The 15,279-nt window shown below is 64.5% G+C and carries 14 protein-coding genes; 9 read left to right on the top strand and 5 right to left on the bottom strand.

Features of this window, described 5'->3' with window-relative positions; genetic code table 11:
• Window positions 1-4: 4 nt before the first annotated feature.
• Window positions 5-1,486 carry a pyridoxal phosphate-dependent decarboxylase family protein gene (locus ACOI7D_RS11330; protein WP_072198974.1) on the top strand — a complete coding sequence of 494 codons (1,482 nt, stop codon included), beginning with the start codon at window positions 5-7 and terminating at the stop codon, window positions 1,484-1,486.
• A 203-nt stretch (window positions 1,487-1,689) separates the two neighbouring features.
• Window positions 1,690-2,583 carry a LysR substrate-binding domain-containing protein gene (locus ACOI7D_RS11325; RefSeq protein WP_060589531.1) on the top strand — a complete coding sequence of 298 codons (894 nt, stop codon included), beginning with the start codon at window positions 1,690-1,692 and terminating at the stop codon, window positions 2,581-2,583.
• Window positions 2,584-3,177: 594 nt separating this feature from the next.
• Here the strand turns inward: ACOI7D_RS11325 and ACOI7D_RS11320 are convergent.
• From ACOI7D_RS11320 to ACOI7D_RS11305, 4 genes are all read right to left on the bottom strand, one after another.
• Entirely contained in the window at window positions 3,178-4,368 is a 1,191-nt protein-coding gene (locus tag ACOI7D_RS11320) for a cytochrome c biogenesis protein/redoxin (protein ID WP_109547302.1), read from the bottom strand.
• Window positions 4,369-4,470: 102 nt separating this feature from the next.
• Complete coding sequence (locus ACOI7D_RS11315) at window positions 4,471-5,814, bottom strand: sensor histidine kinase (RefSeq protein WP_109547301.1); 1,344 nt, start codon at window positions 5,812-5,814, stop codon at window positions 4,471-4,473.
• Window positions 5,811-6,551: a response regulator gene (locus tag ACOI7D_RS11310; RefSeq protein ID WP_017900551.1), complete on the bottom strand. Its 741-nt coding sequence runs from the start codon at window positions 6,549-6,551 to the stop codon at window positions 5,811-5,813. Before ACOI7D_RS11310 ends, ACOI7D_RS11315 begins: the two co-directional genes overlap by 4 nt.
• A gap of 86 nt (window positions 6,552-6,637) precedes the next feature.
• On the bottom strand, window positions 6,638-7,630 hold the full coding sequence (locus ACOI7D_RS11305; protein ID WP_023289793.1) for an alpha/beta fold hydrolase: 993 nt from the start codon (window positions 7,628-7,630) through the stop codon (window positions 6,638-6,640).
• 242 nt (window positions 7,631-7,872) lie between these two features.
• Here ACOI7D_RS11305 and ACOI7D_RS11300 point away from each other — a divergent pair, with 242 nt between their 5' ends.
• The 7 genes from ACOI7D_RS11300 to pqqF all read left to right on the top strand — a co-directional run bounded on the left by ACOI7D_RS11300 (window position 7,873) and on the right by pqqF (window position 14,525).
• Window positions 7,873-8,892 (top strand): dipeptidase, encoded by a 1,020-nt coding sequence (locus tag ACOI7D_RS11300; RefSeq protein ID WP_109547300.1) that lies wholly within the window; start codon window positions 7,873-7,875, stop codon window positions 8,890-8,892.
• Window positions 8,893-9,028: 136 nt separating this feature from the next.
• On the top strand, window positions 9,029-9,100 hold the full coding sequence (gene pqqA / locus ACOI7D_RS11295; RefSeq protein ID WP_002905689.1) for a pyrroloquinoline quinone precursor peptide PqqA: 72 nt from the start codon (window positions 9,029-9,031) through the stop codon (window positions 9,098-9,100).
• A 54-nt stretch (window positions 9,101-9,154) separates the two neighbouring features.
• Window positions 9,155-10,081, top strand: coding sequence for a pyrroloquinoline quinone biosynthesis protein PqqB (pqqB, locus tag ACOI7D_RS11290; RefSeq protein WP_032452960.1), 927 nt, complete (start codon window positions 9,155-9,157; stop codon window positions 10,079-10,081).
• Window positions 10,075-10,830, top strand: coding sequence for a pyrroloquinoline-quinone synthase PqqC (gene pqqC, locus ACOI7D_RS11285; RefSeq protein ID WP_048297570.1), 756 nt, complete (start codon window positions 10,075-10,077; stop codon window positions 10,828-10,830). Before pqqB ends, pqqC begins: the two co-directional genes overlap by 7 nt.
• Before the next feature lie 2 nt (window positions 10,831-10,832).
• Complete coding sequence (gene pqqD, locus ACOI7D_RS11280) at window positions 10,833-11,111, top strand: pyrroloquinoline quinone biosynthesis peptide chaperone PqqD (RefSeq protein ID WP_109547299.1); 279 nt, start codon at window positions 10,833-10,835, stop codon at window positions 11,109-11,111.
• Entirely contained in the window at window positions 11,098-12,240 is a 1,143-nt protein-coding gene (gene pqqE / locus ACOI7D_RS11275; RefSeq protein ID WP_032452962.1) for a pyrroloquinoline quinone biosynthesis protein PqqE, read from the top strand. The genes pqqD and pqqE overlap by 14 nt, the downstream gene beginning before the upstream one ends.
• Window positions 12,240-14,525, top strand: coding sequence for a pyrroloquinoline quinone biosynthesis protein PqqF (gene pqqF / locus ACOI7D_RS11270; protein WP_109547298.1), 2,286 nt, complete (start codon window positions 12,240-12,242; stop codon window positions 14,523-14,525). The genes pqqE and pqqF overlap by 1 nt, the downstream gene beginning before the upstream one ends.
• On the opposite strand, the gene ACOI7D_RS11265 is transcribed toward pqqF, so the two are convergent.
• The gene (locus tag ACOI7D_RS11265) at window positions 14,522-15,259 is read right to left on the bottom strand and encodes a glutamine amidotransferase (RefSeq protein WP_109547297.1); all 738 of its coding nucleotides are present in this window, start codon (window positions 15,257-15,259) and stop codon (window positions 14,522-14,524) included. The genes pqqF and ACOI7D_RS11265 overlap by 4 nt on opposite strands.
• Window positions 15,260-15,279 lie beyond the last annotated feature (20 nt).

Here is a 15,279-nt window from a genome sequence, read left to right as displayed (position 1 = left end):
GTCAGTGACCACCATGTCCACATTGAATCCGATTCTTGCTGGTTCGCCGCAGAGCGTTGAGGCCTATCAGCAGGTTATCGAGCAGACCAGTCAGGCCGTTGTGCAGTGGCTGAAACAGCCTGAGATGTATCAGGGGAAAAGCGTTGACGAACTGCGTGAGCGTATCTCCCTTGAATTTAACGAACAGGGGTTGGGTAACCAGGCGGCGATTGATCGTGCGATCGAGTACTTCCTGAAAGACAGCCTGTCGGTGCATCACCCACAGTGCGTGGCGCACCTGCACTGCCCGAGCCTGGTGATTAGCCAGGCGGCGGAAGTGCTGATCAACGCCACCAACCAGAGCATGGACTCCTGGGATCAGAGCCCGTCGGCGACCATCATTGAGATGAAGCTGATCGAGTGGCTGCGCGCCCGGGTCGGCTATCCGGCAGGCGACGCCGGCGTCTTCACCAGCGGCGGCACCCAGAGCAACCTGATGGGCCTGATGTTGGCGCGCGACGCCTTCTTCGCCCGTCAGGGACACTCCATCCAGCAGGATGGGCTGCCGGGGGATATCCGCCAGTACAAAGTGCTGTGCTCGGAAAACGCCCATTTCTCGGTGCAGAAGAACATGGCGCTGATGGGCCTCGGCTACCGCTCGGTTACGCTGGTGAAAACCGACGAATTCGCGCGGATGGACGTGGCCGACCTGAAGGCGAAGATTGCGCAGGCGCAGGCTAACGGCGAACAGATCATGGCGATCGTCGCCACCGCCGGGACCACCGACGCGGGGGCTATCGACCCGCTGCGCGACATCGCCGGTATCGCCGCGGAGCATCAGATCTGGCTGCACGTTGACGCGGCCTGGGGCGGCGCGCTGCTGCTGTCTGAGCAGTATCGCGACTACCTTGACGGTCTGGAGCTGGTGGATTCCGTTACCCTGGACTTCCACAAGCAGTTCTTCCAGACCATCAGCTGCGGTGCCTTCCTGCTGAAGGATGCCCGCCATTACGAGCTGATGCGTTATCAGGCGGCCTATCTGAACTCCGAGTTCGATGAAGAACACGGCGTGCCGAACCTGGTCTCCAAATCGCTGCAGACCACCCGCCGCTTCGATGCCCTGAAGCTGTGGATGGGCCTCGAAGCGCTGGGGCAGAAACAGTATGCGGCGATCATCGATCACGGCGTCACCATGGCGAAAAACGTCGCGGAGTACGTGAAGTCGCAGCCGACGCTGGAGCTGGTGATGCAGCCGCAGCTGGCGAGCGTGCTGTTCCGTTCCCGTCCGGCGCAGATGGCGCAGAGCGACGCGGCGGCTATCGCCCTGCTCAACCAGCGCGTCGGCGACGCCCTGCTGGCTTCCGGCCGCGCCAACGTTGGCGTGACCGAGCACAACGGCGTTACCTGCCTGAAGCTGACCCTGCTGAATCCGGTGGTGACGCTGGATGATGTGAAGGTCCTGCTGAGCCTGGTGGAGCGCACCGCTCAGGAGCTGCTGGCGCAATAATCTGCCTGAGCGAGGCGGCGCCTGTCGCCCCGCTCAGCGGCCAGCCCTGCCTGCACTAAGCCGATAAGTTCCCTTATCGGCTTTTTTTATGCCTGCCTGCGCGACTTCTACGCTTCTCGCCGCAGGGTCCGTTGACGCCTGCCCGCCGCGATGCCACAGTAAGGTCCCGATAATGGCAATCGCCAGAATCCAACGTCCCGGTAATAAGGATGATAATGGAGAAACGCTTACCCGGCCTCGATCTCGACGCCCTGCGAAGCTTTGTGACCGGCATGGAGTGCGGCAGCTTCGCCCTGGCGGCGCAGCGTCTGGCGCGCTCCACCTCCGCCGTCAGCGCCCAGCTCAAAAAGCTGGAGAGTCAGTGCGGCGCCGCGCTGGTGGTTAAACAGGGGCGTCACCTGGCGCTGACCGCGGAGGGCGAAAAGCTAATGAGCTACGCCAGACGGCTGCTGGCGCTCAATGATGAAACCCTGCGCGCGCTGCAGGGCGAACGACTCACAGGCGAAATTCACCTTGGCATGCAGGAAGATTTTGGCGAATCTCTGATGCCGGGGATCCTTGGGCAGTTTACCCGCCACCATCCGCAGGTGCGGATCGTCGCCAGGGTGGATCGTAATGGCCCGCTGCGCCAGGCGCTGGCGGAGCAGACGCTGGATCTGGCGCTGCTGTGGCAAACCGAAGATCAGGGCCCTGGGCTGGGCCGCTGCCCGCTGGCGTGGATTGCGCATCCTGACTTTGACGTTCGCGCGCGGCTGGCGTCCGGCGAGCCGCTGCCGCTGGTGATGTTCGACAGCCCGTGCCTGATGCGTTCCCGCGCTATTGCCTGTCTCGATGCCGCAGGGATCCCCTGGCAGGTGGTGTTCGTCAGCCACAGCCTGAGCGGCATCTGGGCGGCGGTGCAGGCCGGCCTTGGGCTGACGGTACGCAGCCGCATCGGCATGCCAGGCCATCTGCGCCCCGCCGGCGGATCACTGCCATCCCCCGGCAACCTGGCCGTCAGTCTGCAACAAACCCCGCGTCAGGAACCCCATTCCGCCGCGGTCACGCTGCTCGGCGAACTGATGTCCGAGGCCCTGCAGGAGTGGGTTGTTCGGTGACAGTGTCACGCCAGTTTCCCTCACCCTAACCCTCTCCCGGAGGGAGAGGGAACCGTTCGGCAACGTCTGTTACCCCGGCCAAGATTCTGTCTCCACCCGCTACGTAACCCGCCTTACCGGGCCTACATTCTCCCTGCGCTCTCTTGTAGGCCGGGCAAGCGCAGCGCCGCCCGGCAATGGGCATCCAGCACCGTTCCCGCTTCAATGCCCGGTGGCGGCTGCGCCTTACCGGGCCTACACGCGGCTCCGTAACCCGCCTGGCCGGGCCTACACGCGGCTCCGTAACCCCGTAGGCCGGGCAAGCGCAGCGCCGCCCGGCAATGGGCATCCAGCACCCTTCCCGTTTCAACGCCCGGTGGCGGCTGCGCCTTACCGGGCCTACATTCTCCCTGCGCGCTCCTGTAGGCCGGGCAAGCGCAGCGCCGCCCGGCAACAGGCATTCAGCACCCTTCCCGTTTCAATGCCCGGTGGCGGCTGCGCCTTACCGGGCCTACACGCGGCTCCGTAACCCCGTAGGCCGGGCAAGCGCAGCGCCGCCCGGCAATGGGCATAAGGGATCAAGGGAACCGTCCGGCAGTCACCGACGTCCGCGGGTCAGGCTTTGCTCTCCTGCAGCAGCTGCTGGATCACCTGCTCCTGGCCGGCATAATCCCCTTCGCCGAAGGCGGTATAGCGCAGTTGCCCACGTGCGTCGAAAATGTAATGCGCCGGCCAGTACTGATTGCCGAAGGCGTTCCAGATGGCGTACTCATTATCCGCCACCACCGGGTAGGTTATCCGCCACGCCTTCACCGCCTGGCGCAGCAGCGGTAGCGAACGCTCCCAGGGATATTCCGGGGTATGAACGCCAATCACCACCAGCCCGGCGGCGCGGTATTTGTTCGCCCAGTCGCGCACGTAAGGCAGGGTATGCTGACAGTTGATGCACTCCCGGGTCCAGAAGTCCACCAGCACCACTTTGCCTTTCAGACGCTCCGGGGTTAACGCCGGGCTATTGAGCCATGCGCTGCCCCCCGCCAGCGAAGGCATCGCGCTGCTGGGCTCGGGCGTCGCGATCGGTTGCAGAACCGTTTTCTGCGTTGGCTGTGGCAGACGGGCGGCCAGCCGCTGCTCCAGCGCCTGACTCCATCCTCCCGCGCTTTGCAAATAGCGGTCGCCGCCGCTGGCGATCAGCGCCACCGAGGCCAGCATCGCCACCCCCGCCAGCCGGCGCAGCCGTTCGCCGAACGCCAGCCCGCGACGCAGACGGGCAATCAACGCCGCGCCGCACCACCCGAGCAGGAATAACATCAGCGCCCCGCCGCCGCCGTAGGCTAACAGCAACCCGCCGGTGGTCGCCTGGCCCGGATGCACAAAACCCAGGCTCAGTATCGTCCCCAGTACCGGCCCGGCGCATGGCGCCCACAGCAGACCCACCGCCAGCCCGGCCAGCAGCGAACCGATCCAGCCGCGCTGGCGTGAGCTGGCGTCGTTAAGCTGATTCCCCAGCGCCACCAGGGGTGACGTCAGCCGCTGCGCGACGCGCGGCGAAAGCAGGCTCAGCCCGACAAGGGCGAAGAACGCCAGCGCCAGGCCGCGCCCAGCCAGCGTCAGATTCACGACCCAACCGCTGGCGACCGTCACCAGCCACGACACAGCGCCGAACATCAGCGCCATGCCCGCCAGCATGATCGCCAGTTGCCCCCGTCGGCCCCGGACGCTGGCGAACAGCAGCGGGATCACCGGCAGCGTACAGGGGCTTAGCAGGGTTAACATCCCGCCCAAAAATGCAATGAATATCGACATCGCCTTCTCCTCATTATGCCATCGCTGCCGAAGGTGGCAGCCACGACATTACAGCAAGGGGATGTAGGGCGGATGTGTCGGGAAAGCGGGAGAATTGTCGGCTTAGTTTTCTATCTGCGCCGGTGATACAGCAGGATACAATCCCTGCGCGGCGAGACGCACGCTGGCATCCAGACCGCCCTGCGGGCGATTGGCCAGGCGCAGCGTGCCGTTCATCTGGCTGACCAGCTGCGCGGCGATCGCCAGCCCCAGGCCAGTGCCGCCGGTATCGCGATTGCGCGAGTCCTCCAGGCGATAAAACGGCTGCAGCACCGCCTGCAGCGACGCCTCAGGGATCCCCGCCCCCTCATCCAGCACATGAATGATGATATCCCCGGCGGCGTCGCGGTTGAGGGCGACCGTTACCGTGGCGCCGAATTTCAGCCCGTTATCGATAAGGTTGGTCATCACCCGGCGCAGGGCCTGCGGTGGGATCCACACCACTCCGGCGCGCGCCTCGGGGCAAAACCGCACCGGCCGGCCGACATCGGCATAATCGCAGGCGATGCTGTCGAGAAAGGCGTCAAGGTTCAGCCGCTGGCGCGCCTCCTCCAGCGGCTGCGAAGTGCGAGCGAAGGCGATACCTTCGCGCACCAGGCGGGTCATATTGTCGAGATCCTGCAGCAGTTTGTCGCGCAGTTCAGGCTGGTCGGCCATCTCCACCCGCAGCTTCATCCGGGTGATCGGGGTTTGCAGATCGTGGGAGATGGCGGCGAGGATCCGCGCCCGCTCCTGCAGATGATCGTGGATGCGGGTCTGCATCGCGTTAAACGCGCGGGCGGCACGGCGCACCTCCTCCGGCCCCTGCTCGGCCATGGTTCCCGCCGTGTCGCTGGCCGGCTCAAGCGCATTCACCGCATGGGTAAAGCGAGTAATGGGCTGCAGTACCTGGCGAACCGCGTACCAGGCGCAGGCCAGCAGGAGGACAAACTGAGCGATCAGCACCACCGGCAGCCAGCGGGCGATGGGCGGTAGTTTCGGCCACAGGTCGAGGGTTAAGGGGGCGCCATCGTGGAGGGTAATATGGGCCTGGATATGCTGCCGCGGACCGGGGATCGCCACAATACTCACCGGATACTGCGCGCTCAACGCCTCCTGCAGGGAGCGCGCCGCGTCCCGGGCGCGCCAGCTGTCCGGGTAGTCGCCGCGCTCGCCGGCGTCCAGCTGATAGCGGTAGTTGCCGCGCGCCAGCTTCGGCAGCCACTGCGGGCGTTCAGCGGGCGGCAGACGGTCGAGGATCGCCACGCTGGTGGCAACATCCGACGCCAGATTGCCCAGCATCACGCTGCGGGCGCTGCTCATACGCTCATAAAACAGCAGCGACAGGGTTAAGGTATTCGCCAGCAGCAGCGCCAGAAACAGCAGCGCCATCAGCCTCGACTGCAGCGAGGCGGGCCAGAACCTCATTCATGCCTCTCGCGGATGGAGACCGGGACCGACAGCACATAGCCTTCGCTGCGCACCGTCTTAATGTAGGCCGGCTCGCGGGCATCCTCCCGCAGGCGCTGACGCAGCCGGCTCACCAGCAGGTCGATTGACCGTTCAAACAGTTCGGCGTCGCGTCCCTGGGTCAGATTGAGCAGCTGATCGCGGTTCAGCACCCGCTGGGGGTGGTCGAGAAACACCCGCAGCAGTCGATACTCCGCCCCGCTGAGGGCGACAATCGCCCCGCTGTCGTCCAGCAGATGGCGGGCGGCGGTATCGAGCAGCCAGTCGCCAAATGCGATCAGCCTGCCCGCCTCGGTGATCTGCAGGTTGGGCGGCAGCGCCCGGGTGCGGCGTAAAATGGCTTTGATGCGCGCCAGCAGTTCGCGGGCCACAAAGGGCTTCACCAGATAGTCGTCAGCCCCCATCTCAAGGCCGAGGATCCGGTCGCTGTCGTCGGTGCGGGCGGTGAGCATCAGCACCGGGATATCCTGTTGCGGGTTTGCGCGCAGCTGGCGACAGAGCGTTAAGCCATCCTCCCCCGGCATCATGATATCCAGCACAATCAGGTCGATTTGATGGTTTTTGAGCACCGACCACATGGCTTTGCCGTTCGCCGCGCCGCTGGCGCGGTATCCCGATTTTTCCAGATAGTCGACAATCAGTTCCCGGATGTCGCGGTCGTCATCGACGACCAGGATGTGGTCAATACGCTCCAAAGGCTGCTCCTGCGGCAAAATAGACTCTTCACAAGCATAAGCTGTGTTGCCGGAAGCGCAACGTCGCGCCGCCGGCAAGGCGCGGGTTACAAACGATCGGCGTCCACCACCGCCTGCACAAACGCCGTCGGGTCCTCCTGCGGCGGGTTATGGCCCACCGGCCCCTGCAGATCCCGGTGCTCATATTTACCGGTAAATTTGGCCCGGTAGCTGGCGGGAGCCGGATGCGGCGCGCCGTTATTCGCCCCTTCCAGAGTGATGGTGGGCACCGTAATCGGCGGCAGCGCCGCCAGCCGTTGTTCATAGCTGGCATACTTCGCTTCTCCCTTCTCCAGCCCCAGGCGCCAGCGGTAGTTGCTGATGGTGATCGCCACGTGGTCCGGGTTATCCAGCGCCCGGGCGGTTTTGGCAAAGGTTGCGTCGCTGAATGGCCACTGCGGCGACGCCTGATGCCAGATAAATTTCGCAAAGTCATGGGTGTTCTGCCGGTAACCTGCTTCCCCGCGCGGAGTGGCAAAATAGAACTGATACCACCACGACAGCTCCGCCTGCGGCGGCAGCGGTTTTTCGCCAATCTGCTGACTGCTGATCAGATACCCGCTCACCGAGACCAGGGATTTCACCCGCTGCGGCCACAGCGCGGCGACGATATCCGCCGTGCGCGCCCCCCAGTCAAAGCCGGCCAGATCCGCCTGCCTGATGTTCAGGGCATCCATCAGATGGACAATATCGGCCGCCATCGCCGACGGCTGACCGTTACGCGGCGTGCTGGCGGAGAGGAAACGGGTGGTGCCGTAGCCGCGCAGATACGGCACAATCACCCGGTAGCCCTTCTGCGCTAAAGCTGGCGCCACCTGGGCATAGCTCTGAATATCGTAGGGCCAGCCGTGCAGCAGAATCACCGGCTGGCCGTCGCGCGGGCCGATATCCACGTAGCCAATATTCAGATCGCCGGCGTGGATCTGGTGGATCTTGTCGAACGCCCCCGCGTCTTCAGCGGCGCAAACGGCGGCGGACCACAGGGTGGATAACCCCAGCGCCGCGGCGCTGGTATACCGGATCAGGGATAATCTGTTCATCGCTATGTCACCTTTCATCGTCATCAAGAGAGTACGTAACCAGTTAAGCGGAAATTTGTATCCGCCGTGTGCCCGACCGGGGCCGTTTTTATCTCTTCATGTCAGCGATCCGCCGCGGGATACAGTGTGATACATAATCAATGTTGGCAATTGTTGCTGGCTTGTGAATTTCTGCTTGCCCCCGGGCATAAATCCGCTACCGTGACAGCCATTTTTACCACCTGATAACCCAGGAGCCCGCTGTGGCGATTTTTGATGGTCACAATGACCTGCTGCTGAATCTCTGGCTTCACCATCGCGAGGATCCGGTGAACGCTTTCTTTGCCGGGATAGAGAACGGCCACCTCGATTATCCGCGTATTCGCCAGGGCGGTCTGGCCGGCGGCCTGTTCGCCCTCTTTGTACCGCCGCAGGAGTATATCGCCCGCGTGGCGCCCCAGTACGCCAGTCAGGCGTGGGACCCATTAACGATCCTCTGGCAGCAGCTGGCTATCCTCAAAGCGATTTGCGCCCATGACGCCAGCCGCGCGCGGCTGTGCCTGAGCGCGGCGGATATCGAACGCTGCCGTCAGGATAAGGCGCTGGCGATGGTGGCGCACATCGAAGGCGCCGGCGGGTTTGACGCCCAGGGCGAAGATCTGCAGGACTTTTATCGCGCCGGGGTGCGCAGCATTGGTCCGTTCTGGAACATCGCCAATCGCTTTGGCTGCGGGGTCACCGGCGCCTTTCCCGGCAGTCCGGACAGCGGGCCGGGTCTTACCGGCGAGGGCATCGCGCTCATTGCCCAGGCCAACGCCCTGAAGATGCAGATCGATGTTTCGCACATGAATGAACAGGCCTTTTGGGATACCGCCCGTCACTCCACCGCCCCGCTGGTGGCCACCCACTCCAATGCCCACGCCCTGTGCCCGCAGCCGCGCAACCTGACCGATCGGCAACTGCGGGCGATCCGCGACAGCGGCGGCGTGGTGGGCGTTAATTTCGGCAACGCCTTCCTGCGCGCCGACGGACGGCGCGATAGCGACACGCCCTTCGCCACCATCATCCGGCATATCGACTATCTTATTAACATCATGGGTGAGGATCATGTGGCCCTTGGTTCGGATTTTGACGGCGTCACCCTGCCGGACGCGCTGGGGGATGTGGCCGGCTTACCGCGGCTTATCAATGCCTTGCGTGACAGCGACTATGATCAATTGGTGCTGGATAAGCTGCTGTGGCGTAACTGGCTGCTGGTATTAAAAAATGTTTGGCAACAATAGGTTATATTGTAAACATAAAGTTAAACCCTTACAGATTCCGGGTTGATCTCTCTCCCGGTGAAGCGCAATATGCGGCGGCCGTCACAGATCCTGCATTATCCGTGAGGCCTGTCGTCATTTTTAAGAGGAACAAAACATGTGGAAGAAACCTGCTTTTATCGATTTACGTCTCGGTCTGGAAGTGACGCTGTACATTTCTAACCGCTAATCGCCCCGCCCGCCGTTCGCGCGGGCCTCTTTTTTCAATACCCGGTCCGTCTTCATGTTCATTAAAGTCCTCGGTTCCGCCGCCGGCGGCGGTTTCCCGCAATGGAACTGCAACTGCGCCAACTGTCAGGGTCTGCGCGACGGCACGATCCAGGCCAGCGCCCGCACCCAGTCGTCGATCATCGTCAGCGATAACGGTCAAGAGTGGGTGCTGTGCAACGCCTCGCCGGATATCAGCCAGCAGATTGCCCACACGCCCGAGTTGAATAAAGCCGGCGTGCTGCGCGGAACGCATATCGGCGGCATTATTCTCACCGACAGCCAGATCGACCACACTACCGGGTTACTCAGCCTGCGCGAAGGCTGCCCGCACCAGGTGTGGTGCACCCCGGAGGTCCATGAGGATCTCTCCACCGGCTTCCCGGTGTTTACCATGCTGCGCCACTGGAACGGCGGCCTGGTGCATCACCCCATCGCGCCGCAGCAGCCTTTTACCGTTGACGCCTGTCCTGATTTGCGGTTTACCGCGGTGCCTATCGCCAGCAACGCGCCGCCCTATTCGCCGTATCGCGACCGGCCGCTGCCGGGCCATAACGTGGCGCTGTTTATCGAAAACCGCCGCAACGGGCAGACGCTGTTCTACGCTCCGGGGCTCGGTGAGCCGGATGAGACCATTCTGCCCTGGCTGCAAAAAGCGGACTGTCTGCTGATCGATGGCACCGTCTGGCAGGATGACGAACTGCAGGCCGCCGGCGTCGGGCGCAATACCGGCCGCGATATGGGCCACCTGGCGCTCGGCGATGAGCACGGGATGATGGCCCTGCTGGCCTCCCTGCCGGCAAAACGCAAAATTCTTATTCATATCAATAACACCAACCCGATCCTTAACGAGCGCTCTCCCCAGCGTCAGGCGCTGACGCAGCAGGGGATTGAAGTGAGCTGGGACGGGATGGCTATCACCCTTCAGGATATCGCATGCTGATCACCGACACGCTGTCGCCGCAGGCCTTTGAAGCGGCCCTGCGGGCCAAAGGCGCCTTCTACCATATTCACCACCCTTACCACATCGCCATGCATAACGGCGACGCGACCCGCGAGCAAATTCAGGGCTGGGTGGCGAACCGGTTTTATTACCAGACCACTATCCCGCTGAAAGACGCGGCGATCATGGCCAACTGCCCGGACGCGCAGACCCGGCGCAAATGGGTGCAGCGGATCCTCGACCACGATGGCAGCCACGGCGAGGACGGCGGGATTGAAGCCTGGCTGCGGCTGGGGGAAGCGGTCGGTCTGAGCCGCGACGATCTGCTCAGCGAGCGCCACGTGCTGCCCGGCGTGCGCTTCGCGGTGGATGCCTATCTTAACTTCGCCCGTCGCGCCTGCTGGCAGGAGGCGGCCTGCAGCTCCCTGACCGAGCTGTTCGCCCCGCAGATCCATCAGTCGCGCCTCGACAGCTGGCCGCAGCACTATCCGTGGATCAAAGAGGAAGGCTATTTTTACTTCCGCAGCCGTCTGAGCCAGGCCAACCGCGACGTGGAGCATGGCCTGGCGCTGGCGAAGGCCTACTGCGACAGCGCTGAAAAACAGAACCGGATGCTGGAGATCCTGCAGTTTAAGCTCGACATTTTATGGTCGATGCTCGACGCCATGACCATGGCCTATGCCCTGCAGCGCCCGCCCTATCATACGGTCACCGACAAGGCGGCCTGGCACTCGACCCGACTGGTGTAACCATGCAAAAAACCGCCATCGTTGCCTTTCGTCGCGGCTACCGCCTGCAGTGGGAAGCCGCCCAGGAGAGCCATGTGATCCTCTATCCGGAGGGAATGGCCAAACTCAATGAGACCGCCGCGGCGATCCTCGAGCTGGTGGATGGCCGGCGCGACGTCGCGGCGATTATCGCCATGCTCAACGACCGCTACCCGGAAGCCGGGGGGGTTGATGACGACGTCATCGAGTTCCTGCAGATAGCCTGTCAACAGAAGTGGATCACCTGCCGTGAGCCAGCGTAAACCCGCCGTCAATCCGCCGCTGTGGCTGCTGGCGGAGCTAACCTATCGCTGCCCGTTGCAGTGCCCCTACTGTTCGAATCCGCTGGACTTCGCCCAACAGGAAAAAGAGCTGACGACCGAACAATGGATCGAGGTCTTTCGCCAGGCGCGGGCGATGGGCAGCGTACAGCTGGGCTTTTCCGGCGGCGAGCCGCTGACCCGTAAAGATCTGCCGGAGCTGATCCGCGCCGCGCGCGACCTAGGGTTTTATACCAACCTGATCACCTCCGGGATAGGGCTGACGGAGAGCAAACTCGACGCCTTCAGCGAGGCCGGGCTGGACCATATCCAGATTAGCTTCCAGGCCAGCGATGAAGTGCTCAACGCCGCGCTGGCCGGCAACAAAAAAGCCTTCCAGCAGAAGCTGGCGATGGCCAGAGCGGTGAAAGCGCGCGACTATCCGATGGTGCTCAACTTCGTTCTGCACCGGCACAACATCGATCAGCTGGATAAAATTATCGCGCTGTGCATTGAGCTGGAAGCGGATGACGTTGAGCTGGCCACCTGCCAGTTTTACGGTTGGGCGTTCCTCAATCGCGAGGGGCTGCTGCCGACCCGGGAGCAGATCGCCCGCGCCGAACAGGTGGTCGCCGACTACCGGCAGAAAATGGCCGCCAGCGGCAACCTCACCAACCTGCTGTTTGTCACCCCGGACTATTACGAAGAGCGGCCGAAAGGCTGCATGGGCGGCTGGGGATCGATTTTCCTCAGCGTCACCCCGGAAGGCACCGCCCTGCCGTGCCACAGCGCGCGCCAGCTGCCGGTGGCGTTTCCGTCGGTGCTGGAGCAGAGTCTAGAGTCGATCTGGTATGACTCGTTCGGCTTCAATCGTTACCGCGGGTATGACTGGATGCCGGAACCGTGCCGCTCCTGTGATGAAAAAGAGAAAGACTTCGGCGGCTGCCGCTGCCAGGCCTTTATGCTGACCGGCAGCGCCGATAACGCCGACCCGGTGTGCAGCAAATCCCCGCATCATCACAAAATCCTCGACGCCCGGCGCGAAGCGGCCTGCAGCGAGATAAAAGTCAGCCAGCTGCAGTTCCGCAACCGGGCCAGCTCGCAGCTGATCTACAAAACCCGGGACCTGTAATGACGCTGGCGACCCGCACCGTCACGCTGCCGGGCGGCCTGCAGGCCACCCTGGTCCATCAGCCGCAGGCCGAACGCGCGGCGGCCCTGGCGCGGGTCGCCGCCGGCAGCCACCACGAACCCTCGCGCTTCCCCGGGCTGGCGCACCTGCTGGAACACCTGTTGTTTTACGGCGGTGAGCGCTACCGGGATGATGACCGGCTGATGGGCTGGGTGCAGCGCCAGGGCGGAAGCGTGAATGCCACCACCCTGGCCCGCCATAGCGCGTTCTTTTTCGAGGTCGCCGCCGATGGTCTGGCTGACGGTGTCGCGCGTCTACAGGAGATGCTGCAGGCGCCGCGGCTGCTCAGAGAAGATATTCAGCGCGAAGTGGCGGTGATTGACGCCGAGTACCGCCTTATCCAGCAGCATGAGCCGTCGCGCCGGGAAGCCGCCGTGCGTCACGCCGCCAGCGCGCCCGCGGCGTTTCGTCGCTTTCAGGTAGGCAGCGCCGACGCGCTGGCGGGCGATCTCCCTGCACTGCAGGCGGCCTTACGCGATTTTCACCACACCCATTACGTCGCCCGGCGGATGCAGCTCTGGCTGCAGGGGCCGCAGTCGCTGGAGGCGCTCGGCGAGCTGGCGGTCCGTTTCGCCGCCGGGCTTGCCGCAGGCGAGGCTCCGCCGCCGGCGCCGCCGCTGCGCCTGGGCGAGACCACTGAACTGCAGCTGGCGGTTGACGCCCGGCCCGCCCTGTGGCGCTGTCCGCTGATCGCCTTAAGTGACAACGTCACCTTATTGCGCGAGTTTTTGCTCGATGAAGCCCCCGGCAGCCTGATGGCCGGGCTGCGCCAGCATGGCCAGGCGCACGAGGTAGCGCTGAACTGGCTGTATCAGGATCGGCACCTCGGCTGGCTGGCGCTGGTCTTCGCCAGCGACCAGCCGGAACAGGTCGACCGGCAGATAACCCACTGGCTGCAGGCGCTACAGCGGACGACGCCAGACCAGCAGCAACACTACTATCAGCTCTCCCGGCGCCGTTTTCAGGCGCTGCCGCCCCTCGATCAGCTGCGCCAGCGGGCATTCGGCTTTGCCCCCGGCGCGCCGCCCGCCGGGTTCGCCGATTTTTGCGCCGCCCTGCAGGCCGCCCCTACGGTCAGCCTGGCCTGCCAGACCCTTTCCCCAGGGGAGCCTGTTGCCACCCAGGGCTTTAGCCTGCCGCTCAGCCGCTGGCGCCGCCGCCCGGTCACTGCCCCGGCGCTGAAATTCGCTTTTTATCCGCAAGCCGCTGGCGGCCTCGTGGCCGAAAGCCCGGCGCAAGCCACGCCGCTGCTCCACCTCCCGTTACCGGGAGAGCCGCCGAGGCTCCTGCTCCGACCGCCCTTCTCCTGCTCGCCCACTCAGGCCGAGGGGCTGGCGCGCGGGGAACAGCTGCGCCCGCTGCTCGCCGCGCTGCGCCACGCCGGGGGCAACGGCGAGTGGCATCGCTTCGACGGCAGCTGGCAGCTGCTCCTGCAGTTGCCAGCTGCCGGCCGGCGGCCGGAGGCTATTCTGCAGGCCATCGTGCGGCAGCTCGCGCTCCCGGCCGACCCGCTGACCCCGCCGCCGGAGAGTATTGCTATCCGTCATCTCATGGCCCAGCTCCCCGAACGGTTGGCCACATCAGAGCATCAGGCTGGTTGGCTGGCGGCCCTGGCCGGCGGCAGCGCGGAAGATGCGCGGTGGGTCGCGCGCCAGCTGAGCCTGCTTACCGTCCCGGTCAACCCGCCGGGCAGCCTCCCCGGCCCCTGCCGCCGCCGCGTCGAACGGCTGGCTTTCCCCGGGGGCGATACGGCGCTGCTGGTCTTTATTCCGCTGCCGGATGGCGCCTCGCTGGCGGCTCTTCGGGTGCTGGCGCAGCGCTGCGAACCGCTCTTCTTCCAGCGCCTGCGGGTAGAGCAGCAGATTGGCTATGTGGTGAGCTGCCGCTATCAGCGCGTCGCCGATCGCGACGGGCTGCTGATGGCGCTCCAGTCCCCGGATCGCCGCGCCGTGGAACTGCTGCGCTGTTGCAAAACCTTTCTGCGCCAGCTGCCGCCGCTGGATGAGGCGGCCTTCAGGCCGCTACAGCAGCGCCTGGCCGCACAGGTCCGCGCCCGGACGCCGCCCGAGGCGCAGGCGCTGGCCGCCCTGCGTCAGAAGTATGCTTTACCGGAGCTGACGGCGCAGGCGGCTGACGCGCTGCGCGTCGAAGCGGTCGTCGACCTGGCCCACGAGATGTCCCGCCGGCGTCGCCGCTGGCGGGTGCTGTTCACTGCAGGGGATTAATGGCCGGGTGCATCAGGGGGCAGAAAGGCGCTGACGAAGCGCGTGAGGATTGCCGCGGCCTGCGGGCTCTCCTGAACCTCATCGTATAACCGCTGCGGGTCGATGCCCTCTGCCTGCAGCACCGCCTCCCGGTAGCAGATCAGCGCGCGGGCAATCGGCGCGGTGAACTCCGGGTGAAACTGCGTGGAGACCGCGTGCGGCCCGTAGCGCACGATCTGGTGGGGGTCGTGAGCGGACGCGGCCAGCACCGTGGCCCCCTCCGGCAGGCGGGTAATGGTTTGCATATGGCTCAGATGCGCGGGAAAGGCGGCAGGCAGGTCCCGGAGCAGCGGGTCGTCGACACCCCACGGCGATAGCGAAACGGTTTGGCTGCCGCTTTCCCGTCCGGCTGGATGATACGCCACCTCGCCACCCAGGGCATGAGCCATCAGCTGATGGCCATAGCAAACGCCGAACAGCGGCATGCCGATAGCCACCGCCTGACGGATCCAGTCGGCGGTCCGTTCGCTCCATGCCAGGCGGTCGGAAACCATCGCCCAGGAGCCGGTCAGCACCGCCACCGTCTGGCGATCCGGCGCCGGCAGCGGCTCGTCCTCAAACACCCGTACCGCGGTGAGCTGCGCCTGCCATGGCGCCAGCAGCGTGCGGAACCAGCGCGGCAGATCGCCATGCTCCTCGCGGATGGCTGCCGGGGGCGTCCCGGTCTGAACCAGCAATAATCGCTTACGTGTCACCCTTCCTCCTCACTCGTCAT

The sequence above is a fragment of the Klebsiella sp. C360 genome (assembly GCF_048822415.1).
GTDB lineage: Bacteria > Pseudomonadota > Gammaproteobacteria > Enterobacterales > Enterobacteriaceae > Klebsiella > Klebsiella quasipneumoniae.
The sequence above is the reverse complement of the archived record's forward strand: the minus strand, read 5'-3'. Positions and strand labels throughout refer to the sequence as shown.